Source organism: Rhodococcoides fascians A44A, from assembly GCF_000760735.1.
Lineage (GTDB): Bacteria > Actinomycetota > Actinomycetes > Mycobacteriales > Mycobacteriaceae > Rhodococcoides > Rhodococcoides fascians_E.
Map to the genome: position 1 here is coordinate 2,150,008 of NZ_JMEX01000008.1, position 17,764 is coordinate 2,167,771.

At 64.4% G+C, this 17,764-nt stretch carries 22 protein-coding genes; 7 read left to right on the plus strand and 15 right to left on the minus strand.

Annotated elements, in window-relative coordinates; all coding sequences use genetic code 11:
* The first annotated feature begins 6 nt into the window (after positions 1 to 6).
* From BH95_RS22415 to BH95_RS22435, 5 genes are all read left to right on the plus strand, one after another.
* Complete coding sequence (locus tag BH95_RS22415) at positions 7 to 519, plus strand: NADPH-dependent FMN reductase (RefSeq protein ID WP_019665584.1); 513 nt, start codon at positions 7 to 9, stop codon at positions 517 to 519.
* A complete protein-coding gene (locus BH95_RS22420; protein WP_019665585.1) occupies positions 516 to 1,007 on the plus strand; it encodes a flavin reductase family protein in 492 nt (163 codons plus the stop codon). Before BH95_RS22415 ends, BH95_RS22420 begins: the two co-directional genes overlap by 4 nt.
* Before the next feature lie 191 nt (positions 1,008 to 1,198).
* A complete protein-coding gene (locus tag BH95_RS22425) occupies positions 1,199 to 1,708 on the plus strand; it encodes an NADPH-dependent FMN reductase (protein WP_019665586.1) in 510 nt (169 codons plus the stop codon).
* A complete protein-coding gene (locus BH95_RS22430; RefSeq protein ID WP_020110493.1) occupies positions 1,705 to 2,205 on the plus strand; it encodes a flavin reductase family protein in 501 nt (166 codons plus the stop codon). The genes BH95_RS22425 and BH95_RS22430 overlap by 4 nt, the downstream gene beginning before the upstream one ends.
* Positions 2,205 to 3,422: a bifunctional 3,4-dihydroxy-2-butanone-4-phosphate synthase/GTP cyclohydrolase II gene (locus BH95_RS22435; RefSeq protein WP_033188883.1), complete on the plus strand. Its 1,218-nt coding sequence runs from the start codon at positions 2,205 to 2,207 to the stop codon at positions 3,420 to 3,422. Before BH95_RS22430 ends, BH95_RS22435 begins: the two co-directional genes overlap by 1 nt.
* Positions 3,423 to 3,554: 132 nt before the next feature.
* On the opposite strand, the gene BH95_RS22440 is transcribed toward BH95_RS22435, so the two are convergent.
* Both BH95_RS22440 and BH95_RS22445 read right to left on the minus strand, forming a co-directional pair.
* Complete coding sequence (locus BH95_RS22440) at positions 3,555 to 5,390, minus strand: acyl-CoA dehydrogenase (protein ID WP_020110495.1); 1,836 nt, start codon at positions 5,388 to 5,390, stop codon at positions 3,555 to 3,557.
* A gap of 93 nt (positions 5,391 to 5,483) precedes the next feature.
* Positions 5,484 to 6,107, minus strand: coding sequence for a class I SAM-dependent methyltransferase (locus BH95_RS22445; RefSeq protein WP_037184170.1), 624 nt, complete (start codon positions 6,105 to 6,107; stop codon positions 5,484 to 5,486).
* Between the two features lie 81 nt (positions 6,108 to 6,188).
* Here BH95_RS22445 and BH95_RS22450 point away from each other — a divergent pair, with 81 nt between their 5' ends.
* Positions 6,189 to 6,623: a MarR family transcriptional regulator gene (locus BH95_RS22450; protein WP_019665593.1), complete on the plus strand. Its 435-nt coding sequence runs from the start codon at positions 6,189 to 6,191 to the stop codon at positions 6,621 to 6,623.
* A 17-nt stretch (positions 6,624 to 6,640) separates the two neighbouring features.
* Here the strand turns inward: BH95_RS22450 and BH95_RS29130 are convergent, their stop codons facing one another.
* The 8 genes from BH95_RS29130 to BH95_RS22485 are packed head-to-tail and all read right to left on the minus strand — an operon-like array spanning position 6,641 to position 11,264.
* Complete coding sequence (locus tag BH95_RS29130; RefSeq protein WP_019665594.1) at positions 6,641 to 6,802, minus strand: hypothetical protein; 162 nt, start codon at positions 6,800 to 6,802, stop codon at positions 6,641 to 6,643.
* 45 nt (positions 6,803 to 6,847) lie between these two features.
* Positions 6,848 to 7,189: a DUF4180 domain-containing protein gene (locus BH95_RS22455; RefSeq protein ID WP_020110498.1), complete on the minus strand. Its 342-nt coding sequence runs from the start codon at positions 7,187 to 7,189 to the stop codon at positions 6,848 to 6,850.
* On the minus strand, positions 7,186 to 7,602 hold the full coding sequence (locus BH95_RS22460; protein ID WP_019665597.1) for a helix-turn-helix domain-containing protein: 417 nt from the start codon (positions 7,600 to 7,602) through the stop codon (positions 7,186 to 7,188). The genes BH95_RS22455 and BH95_RS22460 overlap by 4 nt, the downstream gene beginning before the upstream one ends.
* A 34-nt stretch (positions 7,603 to 7,636) precedes the next feature.
* Positions 7,637 to 8,092: a hypothetical protein gene (locus tag BH95_RS22465; protein WP_019665598.1), complete on the minus strand. Its 456-nt coding sequence runs from the start codon at positions 8,090 to 8,092 to the stop codon at positions 7,637 to 7,639.
* A 26-nt stretch (positions 8,093 to 8,118) separates the two neighbouring features.
* Positions 8,119 to 8,781, minus strand: coding sequence for a TIGR04282 family arsenosugar biosynthesis glycosyltransferase (locus BH95_RS22470; RefSeq protein WP_037184173.1), 663 nt, complete (start codon positions 8,779 to 8,781; stop codon positions 8,119 to 8,121).
* The gene (locus BH95_RS22475; protein ID WP_019665600.1) at positions 8,778 to 9,425 is read right to left on the minus strand and encodes a glycosyltransferase family 2 protein; all 648 of its coding nucleotides are present in this window, start codon (positions 9,423 to 9,425) and stop codon (positions 8,778 to 8,780) included. Before BH95_RS22475 ends, BH95_RS22470 begins: the two co-directional genes overlap by 4 nt.
* Positions 9,409 to 10,476 carry an NAD-dependent epimerase/dehydratase family protein gene (locus tag BH95_RS22480; RefSeq protein WP_037184176.1) on the minus strand — a complete coding sequence of 356 codons (1,068 nt, stop codon included), beginning with the start codon at positions 10,474 to 10,476 and terminating at the stop codon, positions 9,409 to 9,411. The genes BH95_RS22475 and BH95_RS22480 overlap by 17 nt, the downstream gene beginning before the upstream one ends.
* Positions 10,473 to 11,264, minus strand: a complete 792-nt coding sequence (locus tag BH95_RS22485) for an S-methyl-5'-thioadenosine phosphorylase (RefSeq protein ID WP_020110502.1) — start codon at positions 11,262 to 11,264, stop codon at positions 10,473 to 10,475. Before BH95_RS22485 ends, BH95_RS22480 begins: the two co-directional genes overlap by 4 nt.
* Positions 11,265 to 11,280: 16 nt before the next feature.
* Between BH95_RS22485 and BH95_RS22490 the strand changes: the two genes are divergently transcribed.
* Positions 11,281 to 12,651, plus strand: a complete 1,371-nt coding sequence (locus BH95_RS22490; RefSeq protein ID WP_037184180.1) for a hypothetical protein — start codon at positions 11,281 to 11,283, stop codon at positions 12,649 to 12,651.
* Here BH95_RS22490 and BH95_RS22495 read toward each other — a convergent pair.
* The 5 genes from BH95_RS22495 to BH95_RS22515 form a co-directional block, all read right to left on the minus strand.
* Positions 12,627 to 13,301 (minus strand): methyltransferase domain-containing protein, encoded by a 675-nt coding sequence (locus BH95_RS22495; protein ID WP_019665604.1) that lies wholly within the window; start codon positions 13,299 to 13,301, stop codon positions 12,627 to 12,629. The two genes, BH95_RS22490 and BH95_RS22495, sit on opposite strands and share 25 nt — an antisense overlap.
* Positions 13,298 to 13,777 carry a hypothetical protein gene (locus tag BH95_RS22500; RefSeq protein ID WP_037184183.1) on the minus strand — a complete coding sequence of 160 codons (480 nt, stop codon included), beginning with the start codon at positions 13,775 to 13,777 and terminating at the stop codon, positions 13,298 to 13,300. Before BH95_RS22500 ends, BH95_RS22495 begins: the two co-directional genes overlap by 4 nt.
* The gene (locus tag BH95_RS22505) at positions 13,774 to 15,069 is read right to left on the minus strand and encodes a molybdopterin-dependent oxidoreductase (protein WP_099052212.1); all 1,296 of its coding nucleotides are present in this window, start codon (positions 15,067 to 15,069) and stop codon (positions 13,774 to 13,776) included. Before BH95_RS22505 ends, BH95_RS22500 begins: the two co-directional genes overlap by 4 nt.
* A complete protein-coding gene (locus BH95_RS22510; protein ID WP_020110506.1) occupies positions 15,069 to 15,755 on the minus strand; it encodes a hypothetical protein in 687 nt (228 codons plus the stop codon). Before BH95_RS22510 ends, BH95_RS22505 begins: the two co-directional genes overlap by 1 nt.
* A 356-nt stretch (positions 15,756 to 16,111) precedes the next feature.
* A complete protein-coding gene (locus BH95_RS22515; protein WP_037184185.1) occupies positions 16,112 to 17,677 on the minus strand; it encodes a GMC family oxidoreductase in 1,566 nt (521 codons plus the stop codon).
* Positions 17,678 to 17,764: the final 87 nt, after the last annotated feature.

The window sequence follows — 17,764 nt, forward strand, 5'->3', positions numbered from 1 at the left end:
AGGCTCATGACGGTCACCGTGGTGGCAGGCAATCCCAAACCCGAATCCAGGACTCTGGCGGCAGCGCATCTGTTGGCGTCGGAGATCACCGGAGGGCAGGCCGACGGTCAGGTGGACGTCATCACGCTCGGATCCGGGCTGCTCGGCTGGGGTGACGACGCGGTGAAGGCGGCTGTCGACCGGGTGGCGACGTCCGACATCGTCGTGTTCGCGAGCCCGACGTTCAAAGCCACGTACACCGGTGTGCTGAAGTTGTTCCTCGACCAGTTCGCCACCGACGAGGGTTTGCGTGATGTGGTGGCCGTTCCACTGATGCTAGGAGCGGGACCTGCTCACGCGTTGGCTCCGGATCTGCTGCTCAAGCCGGTGCTCGTGGAGCTCGGCGCCATCACGCCGGCTCCCGGTCTGTACCTCATCGATACCACTTTCACCGAGGACACTCGTATCGTGGACTATGCGCGGCGATGGGGACCCGTCATCACGGCCGCCGCAGACGCACGAAAGGGAGCTTCGGCATGACGCTCACACACACCGACCTCGACCAGGCGACGTTGCGCCAGGCGTACGCGCAGTTCCCCAGTGGGGTCGTCGCCGTCGCGGCGGAGATCGACGGGGTTCCGGTCGGGCTCGCCGCGAGCAGCTTCGTCGCGGTGTCGATCGAGCCGCCGCTGGTGGCAGTCTGCATTCAGAACACGTCGACCACATGGCCCAAGCTCGAAGGCGTCCCCAACATCGGAGTCAGTGTTCTGGGCGAGGCTCACAACGATGCTGCGCGGACGCTTGCAGCCAAGACGGGTGACCGCTTCGCCGGGCTCGACCTGACGACCACCGAGCAGGGCGCCGTGTTCATCGAGGGCGCGACAGCGTGGCTCGACACGACGATCGACCAGCAGGTTCCGGCTGGAGATCACCTGATCGTTCTGTTGCGCATCCATTCATTGAAGGTCCAGAGCGACATCGACCCCATCATTTTCCACGGCAGCAAGTTCCGCAAGCTTCAGGCGTAGCCGCGGCGGCGTTGTGCGGCGTAGCCGCTGCGGCGTTGTGCGGCTGGCTGCGGGCTCATGCCCTGGTCGGTTGCACGGCGTGGAGGCACCGGCGCGGCGCAATACGTCCGCCACATTCGGGTTGCATATTCGACACGACCTCGGTGTTGAGTAGCAGTCACATCAGGAATCGATGTGGCTGGAGGCCCGAAGTGAAACTGACAGTGGTTGCAGGCAACCCGAAACCCGGCTCTCGGACGTTGGACGCTGCGCGCCTCGTCGCCGAGGCCGTGGCCGGCCGTGAGGTCGACGAGATCATCGACGTCATCACCCTCGGTCCAGGCCTACTCGGGTGGGGCGACGCCGGCGTGGCGTCCGCAGTCGAGTCGGTCCGCGGCTCGGACCTCGTGGTGGTGGCGAGCCCGACCTTCAAGGCGACCTACACCGGTGTGCTGAAACTTTTTCTCGATCAGTTCGCAACCGGGACAGGGCTGGAGAACGTAGTCGTCGTGCCGGTGATGCTCGGCGCAGGCCCAGCGCACGCCATGGCGCCTGATCTGTTTCTCAAGCACACACTCGTCGAACTGGGCGCTGTCACTCCCGCTCCCGGTCTCTATCTGATCGACACCACGTACACAACGGACACCGCAATTGCCGATTACGTCGCACGCTGGGGCCGCGTGTTGACCGATGCGGTCACGACACGAACGGACATCTCATGACTCTCGCTACCACTTCCCTCGACTCGGCCGTTCTCCGTTCGGCTTTTGGCCAATTTCCCAGTGGCGTCGTAGCGCTGTGTGCCGAAATCGACGGTGTTCCAGTGGGTATGGCGGCCAGTAGCTTCGTGTCGGTCTCGATCGACCCGCCTCTGGTTGCTTTCTGCGTTCAGAACACGTCGACGACCTGGCCCAAGTTCGCGGCCGCGGATCGCATCGGTATCAGCGTCCTCGGTGAGGCACACGATGTCGCTGCTCGGACGCTGGCCGCGAAGACCGGCAACCGATTCGAAGGTCTGGACGTGACCACCACCGAGGACGGTGCCGTGTTCATCGGCGGTGCGAGCATGTGGTTGGACGCAACCGTCACCGAGGAGGTCCCCGCAGGTGATCACGCGATCGTGTTGATGCGGATCAACGAACTCGAGATCAAGGACGTTGCGCCGATCGTGTTTCACGGCAGCAAGTTCCGTCGCCTGGCCGTGGAGGTCGAGCAGTGATGAAGGAAGCGCTCGACGCACTCCGTGCAGGCAAACCCGTACTGGTGACCGACGACGCACGGCGTGAGAACGAAGGCGATGTCATCCTCGCTGCGGATCGGGTGACGCCCGAATGGACGGCGTGGACCATCCGCAACACCTCGGGATTGCTGTGCGCGCCGATGTCCGGAGCACGCGCCGACGCATTGGAGCTGCCGCCGATGGTGGCGGACAACCAGGATCCGAAGAAAACGGCCTACACCGTGACGGTGGACGCTGCCGAGGGCGTGACGACGGGTATTTCCGCAGCCGATCGCGCCCGCACTCTACAGGTGCTGGCCGATCCGTCCTCCAGCGCAACCGATTTGATCAGGCCCGGGCATGTCATCCCACTGCGTGCGCGCCCCGGTGGAGTGCTCGAACGTCCGGGACACACCGAGGCCGCCGTCGATCTGTGCAGCTTGGCGGGAGTGCCCGCGGTCGGCGTCATCGCCGAGCTCGTCGCCGATGACGGGACGATGATGACCTTCCCGGACATCGAGCTTCTGGGGCGTCGGATGCAGCTTCCGGTACTGACCATCGAACAGCTGATCAACTACCGGCTGGCACACGGAGTGACGGCAGTTCCCGCTCCGCGACGCGTCGAACGAGTGGCAGAGACGGTCTTGACGACCGCGCACGGTGAATTCCGAGCAATCGGATATGCGGACAAGGAGACCGGGGCCGAACACATCGCACTGGTCAAGGGTGAGCTCGCCGGGTCACCGATAGTCCGTGTTCACTCCGAATGCCTGACCGGCGAATCTTTTTCGTCCCAACGATGTGAATGCGGACCACAGCTCGACGCTGCATTGGCGCGAGTCTCCCGCGAAGGTGGCGTTGTGGTCTACCTCCGCGGACACGAGGGTCGCGGCATCGGTCTGCTCAAGAAGCTCGCTGCCTACCGACTGCAGGATCAGGGCTTCGACACGATGCAGGCCAACCTCGAACTCGACGAACTGGCCGACGGTCGAGAATACGGCGGTGCCGCAGCCATTCTCGACGACCTCGAGGTGGCCGACGTCCGGTTGCTCACCAACAACCCGCTGAAGGTGGATGGGTTGCGGGAGAACGGTATCGCCGTGACCGCCGTCATTCCACTGCTCGTCGGAGCCGCACCCGCGAACGTGCGTTACCTCGAAACCAAACGTGACCGAATGGGCCATCTGCTCCCGGGGCACTTGGAGCAGAGCATGTGAACGCTCACCTACGTGCCGGACGCACGGCCGAGTGCTAGCACCTGGGTGAGCGTCCGGCCCACAGGTGAGCGTCTGCACCGACGACAACGGCCGCACCCTCGGGCGAGGGTGCGGCCGTGGTGACAGCAGGGATCAGAATGCTGCTTCGTCGAGTTCCATGACGTCGAGGTCGATGTTGGCGAGGATGTTCCGCGTTGCGGTGAGCTCGGGCAGGATATTCTTGGCGAAGAACGACGCGACGCCGATCTTGCCTTCGTAGAACGCCTTTTCCTTACCTTCGGCGCCGTTGTCGAGTGCCGTGATGGCGATCTCGGACTGACGGAGCAGGAGCCATCCGATGAGCAGATCGCCGAATGCCATGAGGAAGCGCACCGATGCGAGGCCGACCTTGTAGAGCTCGGTGGGCTGTTCCTGTGCACCCATGAGCTGCTGGGTCATCGTTGTGACGATGGCCTGCACGTCCTCGAGTGCGGTGGCGAGAAGCGCGCGCTCTGCCTTGAGCCGGCCGTTGCCTGCTTCGCTGTCGATGAACGACTTGATCTGTCCGGCAACGTGAGCGAGTGCAACGCCGCGGTCGCGAGCGATCTTGCGGAAGAAGAAGTCCTGCGCCTGGATGGCAGTGGTTCCTTCGTACAGCGAGTCGATCTTCGAGTCGCGGATGTACTGCTCGATCGGGTAGTCCTGCAGGAAGCCGGAGCCGCCGAGGGTCTGCAGGCTCTCGGCCAGCTGACGGTAGGCGATCTCGGAGCCGACGCCTTTGACGATCGGGAGCAGCAGGTCGTTGACGCGGTAGGCGATGTCCTCGTCGGCGTCGGAGACCTGCTTGGCCGTGATCGGGTTCTGGTGAGCGGCGGTGTACAGGTACACAGCACGCAGGCCTTCGGCGTATGCCTTCTGCGTGATGAGGCTGCGACGGACGTCGGGGTGATGCGTGATGGTGACGCGCGGTGCTGCCTTGTCGGTCATCTGCGTCAGGTCGGCGCCCTGGACGCGCTGCTTCGCGTAGTCGAGAGCGTTGAGGTAGCCGGTGGAGAGGGTGGCGATTGCCTTGGTGCCGACCATCATTCGTGCGTGTTCGATGACGTCGAACATCTGCGCGATGCCCTTGTGTACCTCGCCGACGAGCCAGCCCTGCGCGGGGATTCCGTGTCCGCCGAAGGTGAGCTCGCACGTCGCCGACGCCTTGAGTCCCATCTTGTGTTCGACGCCGGTGACGAAGACGCCGTTGCGCTCGCCGAGTTCACCCTTCTCGAAGTCGAAGTGGGTGTTCGGGACGAAGAACAGGCTGAGGCCCTTGGTGCCGGGTCCTGCGCCTTCGGGGCGGGCGAGAACGAGGTGGAAGATGTTCTCGAACAGGTCGTCGGACACTGCCGAGGTGATGAAGCGCTTGACCCCCTCGATGTGCCAGGAGCCGTCTTCCTGCTTGATGGCCTTGGTGCGTCCGGCGCCGACGTCGGATCCGGCGTCGGGCTCGGTGAGGACCATGGTGGCGCCCCACTGGCGTTCGACGATGACCTTGGCCCATTCCTTCTGCTCGTCGGTTCCGTTGTGGAACAGGACGTTGGCGAAGGAGGGTCCGGCGGAGTACATGAACGCGGCCGGCTGGGAGCCGAGCAGCATTTCGTTGAGTGCCCAGCCGAGGTTGCGGGGAGCGGCGATGCCGCCGACCTCGTCGTCGAGGCCGACGCGCCACCATTCACCGTCGTAGAGGGCCTTGAAGGACTTCTTGAACGAGTCCGGAAGCTTCAGGGTGTGGGTTTCCGGGTCGAACACCGGCGGGTTGCGGTCCGCGTCGGCGAAGGATTCGGCGAGGGGACCCTCGGACAGGCGTACTACCTCGCGCAGCATGTCGCGTGCGGCTTCGCCGTCGAGGTCTCCGAAGTTGTCACCTGCGAGGGACTCGTCGAGCCCGAACAGCTCGAAGAGGTTGAACTCGAGATCCCGAAGGTTGCTCTTGTAATGGCCCATTGCGTCGCTCTCCAGTCGGTGGTGCGGTCTCGTGAGTACCGCCCAAGCATCTAGCTACTCGGTATAGCTACTCGTCGGTAACATAGAGGCATATTACCCCCGTTCATTCGCGCTGCCAAGGCGGGACCTACTGGCGAGTAGTAACGAATCGATTGCGGTACCGCTGTCTGTCGTTCTGAACCTTGTTTCACAGAGGTTCACGACGGCTCGATCGCCGACGTCGATTGCCAATTCCTCTGGCGTATAGAGTAGTTCGACTTCCTGGGGTCCGCCCACTCCATCGGTGATGTTGTTCGAATGGTGACCGAGAATCATGAGGATTCCATCAGGTTTCAGCGCATCGAGTGCCGTCGAGATTGCTTTGCGGCGTTGCTCGTGGGGTAGATGTAGATAGAGCGCGAGAACCAGGTCGTATCCCGGTTCCGTTAGGACGGTCGTCACATCCGCGTGGACCCAGGTGAGCCTGTTTCGGACGGATGCAGGCGACGCCGACGCGACGCGGTGTGCTCGGGTGAGTGCCACCGACGAGAAGTCGACGCCGGTCACCTCCCACCCCCGCGTGGCCAGCCAGATGGAGTTGCGTCCGGCGCCGCACGCCAGGTCCAGGGCGCGTCCACGGGGAAGCGACGTCGCGATCTCGACGAGTGTCTGGTTGGGCGGTTCGCCGGGGACGGCGTCACGGCGTTCGTACTTGCGGTCCCAGTCTTCGGCATCCATCCCCCGATGATGCCGCAGGATCTGCGCGCTCGGAGGGTCGGCCGTGCGCGCCCTGTTCGTTCGGCACGCTAACCTGTCGGGATGAGCTCGGAATCGGACACGCACCTGGCCAGGGACCTGTCGGTGTCGGCGATGCGCCTGAATCGTCGGCTTCGTCTGCGGCACGCCAGCGACCGAATTCCCGTCGCTCAGCTGTCGATCCTGACGACCCTCTTTCGGGAAGGTCCGATGACCACGGGCGAGCTGGCCGTGCGTGAGCGGATCAAACCGCCGTCGGTGTCTAGATCGTCGCACGCCCTGGTGGAGATGGGTTTACTCGAGCGTGTGCCGCACGCGACCGATCGGAGACAGGTGGTTCTGACCCTGACGGACTCGGGACGGGCTGTGGCGGACACCGACGTCGCCGAGCGTGAGCGGGTACTTGCCGAGAGACTGGGTGAGCTCAGCGACGACGAGCGCGCCACGCTCGCAGAGGCGGCACAGATCCTGACGGAAATCGTGGAGAAGAACGAGTAGGCGCTCGGAAGCGGCGTCTACCGGTCGTGCTGTACGGCCTCGTCGATCTCGTCGGTGTCCCAGCTCAGGGTCGATCCGAGTTCTTCGCTGTCCGCGCGCTGAGAGACCCGACCCAGCACGACGGCGACGACGAGAGCCATCGCCATCCAGATCGCCACGCCTATGAGTACCCCGGTCACACATTGTTTGTAGCACTTGGTCCTGAGAAATGACTGCGAAAGCGGCTATCGGATTGTTGCAATCCGGTCCTGGAGCGATAACCGATTGGGAACGAACCATATGTGTCGGCCCCGATTGGATTCGGCCACGAATGCGCGTAGCGGCTCGCTGACCTCGGTATATGGCTGGATATCGCCTTCGATGACGAGGAGAATCCGGTAGTTCACTAGTTTCTGTACGAATTCACCGGCGAGGCGGGTGCTGAGATCGAAGAATTCCGGCATCAGCCGCTGCACCGGGACCACGGCGACGCGCGCCTCGATGCCGAATGCCTCGCCGACGATGTCCAGTGCGTCCTGTTCCGTACCGATCGGGTGTCCGTCGGCGGAGACGTGGAGAACGTTCATCGGCTTCCCTCGACGAAGGTGTCGATCAAGCGCAGAACCTCGGCGACGTCGCCTGCACCGCCGAAGACGACGATCTTCAGCGTCGACGTCGATGTGTCGTATGCGGTGTCGATCCGAAGCCGCCGAGCGCTCGGACCACGGCCGGTGGCGGCGGTGGAGAGAAACAGTGCGAGACGCGAGGCAGTGTGCTCGTCGATGGCGGTGGCGTCGACGATGCTCGTCACGTCGACGCCGATCTCCGACGCAGGGGAGTCGCCACTGGTGAGTGCCGCCAGGCCGGCGGGGGTGATGCGGTATTGCTTGCCGATTCTGACGGCGGGCAGACGTCCGTCCTGGATGTAGTTGCGCACCGTCCGGACGTGAAGGCCGAGTAGTTCGGCGACTTGCTCGGCGGTATAGAAGTCGTTCGCCACAATTCCCCAAAATACCCTATGAGGGAATTTCAGGTCAGTCTTCGGTGGTCGCCCCGCTACGCGTGAGCACCAGAGCACTTCCGACGACGCCGATCAGAGTCACCGCAATGGCAATCGACGACCAACCTTCGTTCTGCCAGTACACGTCCTCGAGTGTGATGAGAAGAGCTGCTTCGTCGACGATCAGTCCCAACGCAATGCCGAGTGCGATGCCCATCCACGAGCGAGTTCTCGGGCTGCGGTCGACCAACCCGAAGATCGCGACCGCCGCCAGCAGGAGAATTCCCCACAGATAGTGGTGCAGGTGAACCCCGCCGGCACTGAGATCGCCGACGCCGCGGGTGTCGATCTGGATCAGCCACGTGACCAACCTGGCCCCGCCGAACGTGACGGTGAAGGCCAGCCACGCGAGGACGATTCCGCGGCGCGCGGGATCGACCTGTCTCAGCCGACGGGGAAACCGGATCCGAGCAGGTTTCTTGTCAGACACTGGTGTTCTCCGAGAGCATCCATCGATCATTGCAGACGCGGTACGTACCGCTCGGCCGCGGCCCGAAAACGACTGCCCGACGCGCACTCCGCGGCCACGTACTGCAGGTCGCTCTCGTGATCGACGTCGCGCAGGACGGACAGGGTCCGCACGCGAGCGCCCAAGTTCTCCAGTGCGGTGCGCGTCGAGGCTCCGGTGGCGGGCGTGGACATGGGAACGTCTCGTAACGCCTGGGCAAGAGCGGCATTCGGCAGTCCCAGTGCCCACCATCCACCGTCCTCGGCGAGACCGAGCACCGACTGCTCCGGTTCCGTCAGGTGCATCGCCGACGCGTCGAGCAGTTCCGCGGTGATCTGCGGGGTGTCCATTCCGATCTGGAAGACAGGGGTACCCGACGCGTCCTCGTGTGCATGGATCAGGCGCTCGGCGAACCCGTCGCCGCGCTGCCTCACCACGGTGTACGACGCCAGTGCCGTTTCCAATTCTTCTCGGCGGCTTGCTTTGTCGAGGTCGCCGGTGATGGCGACGACGCGGTGATCGAAGTTTGCGGCGGACACTGCGTCGAGGGTGTCGAGCAGTGCGGCGGCGGCGATGTCGGCGGCGGCGTCGGTGCCGAGGGTTGCGGCGAGCCTTGTCTTGGCCAATCCGGGAACGGGGGATTTAGCGACGACCAGGGCGGTGACCTTCATGACAACACCTTCCAGAAGTCCAGTGTGGCAACGATCGTCCCCTTGATCGAGCCGGATACCTTCGATTTACCGGCGGTTCGCGGATTGTAGGTGACGTCCAGTTCGCGGACGGTCAGCCCGGCCTTGGATGCGAGCACCAGAAGTTGCAGGGGGTATCCCGATCGTCGGTCGGTCACGTTCAGGTCCAGCAGTGTTCGTCGGTGTGTCGCCCGCACCGCGCCGAGGTCGTGGACCGGTAGCGAGTACTTGGTTCGCAGTCGAAGGGAGAGAACGGCATTCCCGAGGCGTGCGTGCAGTGGGGAGTGGCCGGACTGTCTACGGCCGACGACCAGGTCGGCGGTGTCCAGCGCGCTCACCAGGGCAGGGAGATCCTGCGGATCCATCGACCCGTCTCCGTCCATCACGCAGACGATGTCGGTTGTTGCTGCGAGCACCCCTGCGTGCACTGCCGATCCGTATCCGGGAACGGATTCGTGTACCACGGTGGCGCCGTGTGCTTTCGCGACGTCCGCGGTGCCGTCGGTGGAGTTGTTGTCGACGACGAGCGCGACGTACCCGGTGGGAATTCGTGCCAGCACGCCGGGAAGTGATCCTGCTTCGTTCATGCACGGCAGGACGACCGTCACGTCAGACACGAGGTGCACCGGTGCCTTCCGCGTCGCGCAGTGGTGCTGTCGCGAACTCGCGGAGGCCCTGTTCCGGGGACACTGCGGCGACGAATCCGAGTGTTCTTTCGGCTTTTTCAGGACTGGCGACGATGTGTCGCACATCGCCCGGTCGATACTGGCCGGTGATCTGTGGGGCCGGGCCGCGGCAGGCGTCGGACAGCGTGGAGGCTACTTCCCCGATGGTGATCGGGTGCCCGGACGAGACGTTCAGGGCAGTGAATCCTGGTAATGCGGCGTCGATGGCTGCGGTGTTCGCAGCGGCGATGTCGCTGACGTGTACGAAGTCTCGCGCCTGGTGCCCGTCCTCGTAGACCTGGGGAGCCTTGCCGGCTTCGAGCGAGGACCTGAACATTGCGGCGACTCCGGAGTACGGGGTGTTTCTCGGCATGTGAGGCCCGTACACGTTGTGGTACCGCAGTGCGGTCACCGAACCGCCGGTGGCGAGCGACCAGGCGAGGGCGTAGTTCTCCTGGGCTACCTTGCTCGCTGCATAGGTGCTGCGTGGCCGCAGCTCCGAGTCTTCCTCCACGAGTGCCCAGTCCAGGACCTCGCCGGTGGCGGGGTCGGTGTTCTCGAAGATGCCGTCCGCCAACCTCGTACGGGGGCCCGGCATCACGAGGTCGCCGGCGGCGTTGCGGTATTTTCCTTCGCCGTACACGACCATCGACGATGCCAACACCAGTCTGGTGCAGCCGGTTTCTGCCATCGCTGCGAGCAGAACGGCGGTCCCGAAATCGTTGTGGCTGGCGTAGGCAGGCGCATCGGCGGAGTCCACGCCTGCGCCGACGACGGCAGCTTGGTGGCACACGACGTCGACGCTCGCCAGAAGCTCGACCAACGCAGCGTGATCGCGCACGTCGACTCGGGTGATGTCGCTGCTGGAATCGACGCTGCTGGAATCTAGGCTGTGGCCGTGAGCCGACGCGAGCATCGCGTCGATGGCGACGACGTCGTGATTCGGTTCGAGCGCCGATCGTATGTGTCCGCCGATGAAACCGGCTGCGCCGGTGAGAAGGACGCGGGTCATGGCAGCTCGATCGGCAGAGTCACGCCGTCATGGACCCGGCAGGACTCGCACGGACCCATCAGCGCGGCGTTGACAGCGCTGCGCACCAGTGCTTTCAACGGTTCGATGTTCTTCTGGAATTCCGCGAAGACATCGACGGCTCTGACGCCCTGCCCGGTTTCGATTCCTGCGTCGAGGTCCGTGACGAGGGCGATCGGGGTGTAGCAGAGCTCCAATTCTCGGGCGAGCACGGCTTCGGGATGGCCGGTCATGTTGACCAGGGTCCATCCCTGTCGAGCGAACCACTGGCTTTCGGCGCGAGTGGAGAAGCGAGGCCCTTCGACGACCACCATGGTGCCGCCGTCGACCACCCCGTCCTGCAGTGCTGCGGCGCGTAGGTCGCCGCAGTAGGGATCGGCGAACTCCACGTGTACTCCGCCGCGGTCGAAGTAGGTCTGCACGCGCCCACTGGTTCGGTCCACCAGCTGGTCCGGCACCACCACGGTTCCCGGCCCGTACTCGGGAACGAGGCTGCCGACGGCGCACGGCGCGAAGACTCGACCGACGCCGAGCATTCGCAGTGCCCACATGTTCGCGCGGTACGGCAGTGTGTGGGGTGAGTACTCGTGGTTCGCTCCGTGACGAGGCAGAAACGCGACCGGTCGGCCGTCGACGTCGCCGACGGTGATGGGGCCGCTCGGCGCTCCGTACGGGGTGTCCATCTCGATACTTTCGGCGTCGGGCCCGAAGAACGAGTAGAAGCCGCTGCCGCCGATGACGGCGATGTCCGCTCGTTGTCGTGAACTCATGGTGTCATTCTCTTCTATGCTTCAGGGCGACGCTGTATCGCACGAGAAATGGGTGGACGTTATCCGATACTGGAGAGAAGCTCTGGCAGGCGGACTCGCCGCCGTGCTGGTCGCGGTGGCATTCGTCGTACCGTACCTGGGAAACGAACTGATCACCCCGATCATCAACCGGACACCGCAGCAGGTTCGTGATTTTGCGGACGCTGCACCGCTTTTCGGCTTCCGCGAGCCTCATTACGGGTGGGGCACCCCGTTCGCGATTGTCGTTGCGATCGCCGGTGTTCTGTGGGGACCGGAGTTGGCGCGACGTCTGCCGTGGCGTCGGCTGCTGTTCGTGGTGTGGGGATCGTCGGCGGCGTGGACGATGTCGCTGGCGATGATCGACGGATGGCGTAGAGGATTCGTCGATCGGCTCGCGTCCACCGACGAGTATCTGCACGAGGTACCCGGCATCACCGACATCCCGGAGACGCTGATAGGCTTCTCCGATCGCATTCTGGACTACCAGGTCGATTCCTGGACCACCCACGTGTCCGGTCACCCACCGGGCGCTCTGCTGACGTTCGTGTGGCTCGACCGGCTCGGGCTGAGCGGTGGAGCGTGGGCGGCGTCGCTGTGTGTCCTCGTCGGAACCAGCGCTGCCGCAGCGGTTCTGGTGACCGTCCGTGCCCTGGGCGACGAGAACATGGCCCGTCGGGCAGCGCCCTTCGTGGTGCTCGCGCCCGCTGCGATCTGGGTCGCGGTGTCCGCGGACGCCTTCTACATGGGCGTCGTTGCCTGGGGTATCGCGTTGCTGGCCGTATCGACACGGAAGAACTCGAGACTTCTCTGGCCCGCGTCCGTGGCTGCTGGTGTGCTGCTCGGCTTCGGGATCTACCTCAATTACGGTTTGGTCTTGATGGGCTTGCCCGCGGTGGCTGTTCTGATCGCGGCGCGCACGGCGTGGCCGCTCGTCGGAGCTGTGGCGGGTGCGCTCGTCGTCACGGCGGTGTTCACGGCCTACGGATTCTGGTGGTTCGACGGTTACGAGTTGGTCCAGGAGCGTTACTACCAGGGCATCGCGACGGATCGTCCGTTCGCGTACTGGGGTTGGGCGAACTTCGCTGCGTTGTTCTGTGCACTGGGCCTGGCTGTTCCGGCTGCGCTGCCCAGGATCTTCACGCGGCTGCAGCCGATCAATCTGCTGGTCCTCGCCGGCCTCGCGGCGGTGGTGATGGCTGACCTGAGTCAGCTGAGCAAGGCCGAGACCGAACGTATCTGGCTTCCGTTCGCGATGTGGATGTTGCTTGCTCCTGCTGTTCTGCCGCAGCGTTCGCACAAGTTCTGGTTGGCACTGCAGGTGGTCGCCGCACTCGCGATCAATCATCTGCTGTTCACGAATTGGTGATCCGCCAGGCTCATGCGCGCGAAGTACCGGCCGTGAACGGGTGCGACGTCGACGACGGTGAGGCCCGCGGCATGTGCGAGGTCGGCCGTCGCGTCGACGCTGACCCGGGCCCATGCGAACCACTCGCCGAATGTCGTGTCGGTTTCCCATCGAACGGATTGCTCGATCACGTGATTCGATCCGGGCGCGTCGACCTCGGCGATGACCGTGCCGTCGGGTCGGATCAGTTCGGCGGCGCGGCGCAGCAGGCGCACCGGGTCTCCGCCGATGCCGATGTTTCCGTCGGCGAGGAGTACGGACGCCCATCGGCCCGCGTCGGGGAGTGCATCGAACAGGTCACGTAGAACGGCGCGCCCACCACGTCCCACGGTGAGGTCGACGGCTTTCCGTGACGTGTCGACCCCGAGGGACGAGACGCCGCGACGTACGAGGCTTTCGGTGAGGCGGCCTGGGCCGCACCCGAGATCGAGCGTCGGTCCGACGCAGTGCCGCAGCATCTCGTGATCGGCGGCGAGGTCTTCCTGGCTCGCCGCGGCGCCGCCCATCCATCGTGCGGTCGGCAGCGCCGCACGTGAACCGTCGGAGTACCCCATCCAACAGGGGAGACCCGATGCGGCGCGGCCGAACATCTCGTCCGCGGTGAGTGTCATGATTCTCTCCTGTTTCGTGCACGATGCGATGTTGCGATTCGAACGGTGTAGAGGACCGCGCTGGCGCCGAACAGGGCGGCGGTCAGCAACAACCAACGGACGAGGTACGGCTCCTGGGTGAGGCCCGTCGCGGTTCGGTAGGTGTCGGAGCCTTGCTCGATGATTCCGGGGAAGAACAGCGCGAAGGTGAGGGCCGCGCCGAGCGCGGGTATCCGGATGTGGTTCAGCACAGGGACACTCGGGCGTAGTAGACGCGACAAAGCGCGCAGTGCCCGGTCGACGATCGAGTACAGGGGCACCAGCACGAGGTCGTGGAGCACGACGGCGCCCGCGAACCACACCGCGATGGATTGCCACCACACATCGCGGTTCCAGAAGGTTGCGATGCCGGCCACGTGGACCACATAACCGATGAGGGCGAACACGAAACCCATGAGCAGCAGGTGCAGCGGACCCGCGCCGTAGAGACGTCTCATGATGCGGACCTGAATTCGATGCTCGCCACCCATTTGGTGTTGTGCACGCCCGGCATGGCGGGGACGATGATGCGTGCCGGATAACCGTGATCCAGGGAGAGGTCGGCACCGTTCACCTTCAGCGCCAGGAGCGAGTCGGGGTGAAGCGACTGGTTGGATTGCAAGGTGGCCTGACGGAACGGCCCGTTGGTCTCGACCGAGGTGACCAGAGTCGAGGCGATGTTCTCCGCGCCCGCAGCGGCGGCGAGGTCGCGGAGGCGGACCCCGGACCAGGTCTGCACTGTCGACCACCCTTCCACGCAGGCGATCGGTAGTTCGGCGGTGTGTTGCTCCATGTTCAGGAGTTGCTCTCGGCTCAACGTCAGCGGCGTGCTGCCGCCGGAGATGGCGAGGCGCCAGTCGGAGCCGGTGTTGTCGGTGCCGATTCCCGCGGCGACGGCTGTGCGGTTGATCTGGAAGTCATTGGGTCCGTCTCCGTAGGATCGGCCGCGAGGCAGGAGAATTGCTGCGTTCCGGAGAAATCCGCCGGTCGTCTGACCTACGGTGAGCGCGGCGACGAACACTGCGCCTCCTCCGACGAGTGCAAGTGCCCCGCGGCGGCTGATCGTCGGTTCGTGGGGGTCCTCGGCGATCAGTTCGGACTCGCCGGTCTCTTGTTGTGTCTGTTTGTCTTGGAGCACCTGCATCAGGGATCGGGAGCGCAGCGCCGTCACCATCGTCGGGATCTTGATGATGGCGTGGCTGACGAATCCGGCGATGAACACCCATGCGCCCCAGTAATGCGCAGTGTAGAAGCTGAAGCCGAAGATGTAGTCGTACTGGATGTTGAGGACGCCCGTGACGGTTTCGAAGATGATGCCGCCGACGAGAGCGATCAGCGAAAGGCGCTCCAGCGCAGAGGCGATCGAGCGAACCGGAGGGACCGTGAACAATTTCGGTATGACGGACCACAGTTTGGCGAGGACGACGGGTACGAGCACCAACCCGAGGCCGACGTGCAGCCCCTGCGTGAGTCGGTAGAGCCAGGACGGGTCGGTAGGCCAGTCGAACTGGGGGAGACGAAGAAAGCCGACGTCGGCGGGGATCGCCTGACCGAACTGCGGGCCGTAGGCCATGTAGGACAGCAGTCCTGTGACGATGACGATGGGCAGGCCGAGCAGCAGTACTGCGCCGAAGACGGACGTCAGCCACGGCCCCCGCAGTGGGCTACGGAACGTCGGAGGGGTGGGGCGACGACGCCGAACGCGCGAGGCCACCTGGAGCGGTGATCTCGCGCGTTCGGGTTCGGTCATTACGCAGTGGCGATGGTGATGGTGGCAACGCCCACGAGCAGGCCGGGGGTGACAGCATCGGTCTGGAAGGTGTCGTTGAGCAGGCCGGCAGCCGTCTCCGAGATCTTGACCTGCGTGCCCTGCAGGATCGCGGTGTTGTCGGGACCGGTTGCCAACGGGTTCAGCGTGCGGCCGTCGAGGTCGAAGATGACTGCATCTTCTGCAGCGACCTCACCATTGACGGACACGTTGCCGGTGAGCAGCGAGGTGCCTGGGTCGATGTCGAAGTCGGTCAGTTCGACGACGGTGTCGCCTGCGGTGAGCGACAGGCCGCTTCCGTCGTGCATGATTTCACCCTGAACGTAGGGGTCGACCGTGCCGGGCTCCCAGTACTTCACGTCTCCGCCGGTGATCGGGAAGCTGATGGAACCGTCTGCGAGAGTAGCGGTTCCGATGACACCGGGGGTGAGGCCGAGGGTGGTGAGGGCGCCGGTGAAGCCTGGGTCCAGGAGGACTGCGGTGCTGACGCCGTTCGAGAGGTCGTCGACCTCTGCCACAGGCTCTGGTGTCGACTCGGTGGTCTCGGCGGCGGCCGACGACGTGGTTTCCGCGGTGGACGAGGAATCGTCGGACGAGCATGCGGCGAGAGGTACGAGAGTGAGTGCGCCAATTGCAGTGGCGGCCATGACTTTACGGATGGAGGTCATTGTGTGTCTACCTTTCGTGCTCATGTCTTGAGCGTTGTCTGTAATTCGCCACCGGGTCGGTACCGGATGGGTGAGGTCTTCGACCATTTGTGAAACAGAGGCGATTTGGGCACGGGAGATCTGCGAATCCTGTGCGTCACGACTCTGTTCGCCGCTGCCGAACCGTTCCTATGGCTTTGGTACACAAAGGCTCTCACGTCCAAGACGTCTTGTGTGACCAGAATGTCCGAATCGATCACTCGTAGTAAGGCCGTGTCCTGTTCGACACCCCTCTGTTATCGATCTGTTATCGAAAGGCCCGAAACAGGAGGTTATCCGACGGTCCGGTTTTTTCCGACCTACACGATCAGGGGTGTTCAGCCGCGCAGAATCATGTCCGACGCTTTTTCGCCGATCACGACGCTGGGTGCGTGCGTGTGGCCGCGGATGATGGTGGGCATGATCGACGCGTCTGCCACGCGGAGGTTGTCCACGCCGCGCACTCGGAGGTCGGGCGCGACGACGCTGGAGGCATCGTTACCCATCCGGCAGGTGCTGGTGGGGTGGTAGAGCGTGTGCGCATTCTGCTCGAGCGCCTCGGACAGGAGGTCGCCTGCGTTGCGTGGTCGTACCACGTCACCGAGCTGACCTTTCAGGGCCGGTTGGGACGCGATCTCGGTGCACACGCGCAGTCCCTCCAGCATGGCTGCGCGGTCGGCGCCGTCACCGTCGCTGAGGTACCGCGGATCGATGATCGGCTTCGCGAACGGATCGGCAGTGCGCAGCGTGATCTCCCCACGGCTGCGCGGACGGAGCAGGACGGAGCCGATGACGGCGGCGTGGGCGTCGGGTGCGATCAGCCCCTCGTCGAAGAACGGGGCGGGGGCATAGATCAGTTCGACGTCGGGCAGAGCGAGGTCGTCTCTGCTCTTGATGAAACCGTAGGCCTCGGCGACGTTCGACGTCAGCATTCCGCGCCTGCGAATCAGGTAGTTCAGAAGTTCGGGGATCTTCTCGGCGAAGAACAAGGAATCGCTGTCGACGCTCCAGCCGATGAGCGCTGCGAGGTGGTCGGTGAGGTTACGGCCCACCTCGGGCGCGTGATGCTGGACGGTGATGCCGAGGTTCTGCAGAACCGTACGGTCGCCGATTCCAGAGAGCATCAGCAGGTGCGGGCTGTTGATCGCGCCACCGGCGAGCACCACCTCGCGGGCCGCTCGCACCGTCTGGGTGTGGCCACCGGACACGTACTCGACGCCGACCGCGGCCGAACCGTCGAACACGATCCTGGTGGCCTGCGCCTCGGTCAGGACGGTCAGATTCTTCCGTGTGCGAATCGGCGCCAGGTAGGCGTCCGCTGTGCTCCAGCGGGCTCCGCGCTTCTGGTTGACCATGGTCTGCGAGAAACCCTTGGGCTCGGGCAGGTTCGGCGGTTCCACCGGATAACCTGCCTGTTCGACGGCCTCGAGGAACTTGGCGGTGAGTGCGCGCGGGCTTCGCTGGTGCGAGACGATCAACGGCCCGGTCGTGCCGGCGTCGAGTGCCGTCGTTCCTTCGATGGACTCGATCTTGCGGAAGTACGGGACGATTTTCTCGAAGGACCACGACGAGTCCGACAGCGATGCCCACTCGTCGTAGTCGGCCGCGAAACCGCGAACCCACATCATGGCGTTCATCGACGAGGATCCACCGAGCATCTTGCCTCGTGGCCAGAAGATACTGCGGCCCTTGAGTTCCGGTTGCGGCTCGGAGTCGTAGTCCCAGTCGACCTCGCTGCGGAACAGCTTGGAGAAGGCTGCGGGGATGTGCGCGAACTTGTTCTTGTCCTCCGGCCCTGCTTCGAGCAGGACGACAGTGTTCCGCGGGTCTGCGCTGAGCCGGTTCGCGAGCACGGCGCCCGAGGAACCTGCGCCGACCACGACGTAATCTGCAACCAGTGACATTCGTTTCCCCTCTTCGCAGCGCTCGAGGGAAAGGTAGCAGTCGTGACGCCCGCTGCGACCGTTTTTCGGTCGGGTAGAGGGCGGCCG

What these genes read in the sequence shown, in the direction of transcription:
- BH95_RS22480 (WP_037184176.1), bottom strand. Translation starts at nt 10,476, where the DNA reads ATGACCCGCGTCCTTCTCACCGGCGCAGCCGGTTTCATCGGCGGACAC.
- BH95_RS22470 (WP_037184173.1), bottom strand. Translation starts at nt 8,781, where the DNA reads ATGAAGGTCACCGCCCTGGTCGTCGCTAAATCCCCCGTTCCCGGATTG.
- BH95_RS22415 (WP_019665584.1), top strand. Translation starts at nt 7, where the DNA reads ATGACGGTCACCGTGGTGGCAGGCAATCCCAAACCCGAATCCAGGACT.
- BH95_RS22420 (WP_019665585.1), top strand. Translation starts at nt 516, where the DNA reads ATGACGCTCACACACACCGACCTCGACCAGGCGACGTTGCGCCAGGCG.
- BH95_RS22455 (WP_020110498.1), bottom strand. Translation starts at nt 7,189, where the DNA reads ATGAACGTTCTCCACGTCTCCGCCGACGGACACCCGATCGGTACGGAA.
- BH95_RS22450 (WP_019665593.1), top strand. Translation starts at nt 6,189, where the DNA reads ATGAGCTCGGAATCGGACACGCACCTGGCCAGGGACCTGTCGGTGTCG.
- BH95_RS22505 (WP_099052212.1), bottom strand. Translation starts at nt 15,069, where the DNA reads ATGACCGAACCCGAACGCGCGAGATCACCGCTCCAGGTGGCCTCGCGC.
- BH95_RS22500 (WP_037184183.1), bottom strand. Translation starts at nt 13,777, where the DNA reads ATGAGACGTCTCTACGGCGCGGGTCCGCTGCACCTGCTGCTCATGGGT.
- BH95_RS22440 (WP_020110495.1), bottom strand. Translation starts at nt 5,390, where the DNA reads ATGGGCCATTACAAGAGCAACCTTCGGGATCTCGAGTTCAACCTCTTC.
- BH95_RS22510 (WP_020110506.1), bottom strand. Translation starts at nt 15,755, where the DNA reads ATGACCTCCATCCGTAAAGTCATGGCCGCCACTGCAATTGGCGCACTC.
- BH95_RS22485 (WP_020110502.1), bottom strand. Translation starts at nt 11,264, where the DNA reads ATGAGTTCACGACAACGAGCGGACATCGCCGTCATCGGCGGCAGCGGC.
- BH95_RS22495 (WP_019665604.1), bottom strand. Translation starts at nt 13,301, where the DNA reads ATGACACTCACCGCGGACGAGATGTTCGGCCGCGCCGCATCGGGTCTC.
- BH95_RS22435 (WP_033188883.1), top strand. Translation starts at nt 2,205, where the DNA reads ATGAAGGAAGCGCTCGACGCACTCCGTGCAGGCAAACCCGTACTGGTG.
- BH95_RS22490 (WP_037184180.1), top strand. Translation starts at nt 11,281, where the DNA reads ATGCTTCAGGGCGACGCTGTATCGCACGAGAAATGGGTGGACGTTATC.
- BH95_RS22430 (WP_020110493.1), top strand. Translation starts at nt 1,705, where the DNA reads ATGACTCTCGCTACCACTTCCCTCGACTCGGCCGTTCTCCGTTCGGCT.
- BH95_RS22445 (WP_037184170.1), bottom strand. Translation starts at nt 6,107, where the DNA reads ATGGATGCCGAAGACTGGGACCGCAAGTACGAACGCCGTGACGCCGTC.
- BH95_RS22515 (WP_037184185.1), bottom strand. Translation starts at nt 17,677, where the DNA reads ATGTCACTGGTTGCAGATTACGTCGTGGTCGGCGCAGGTTCCTCGGGC.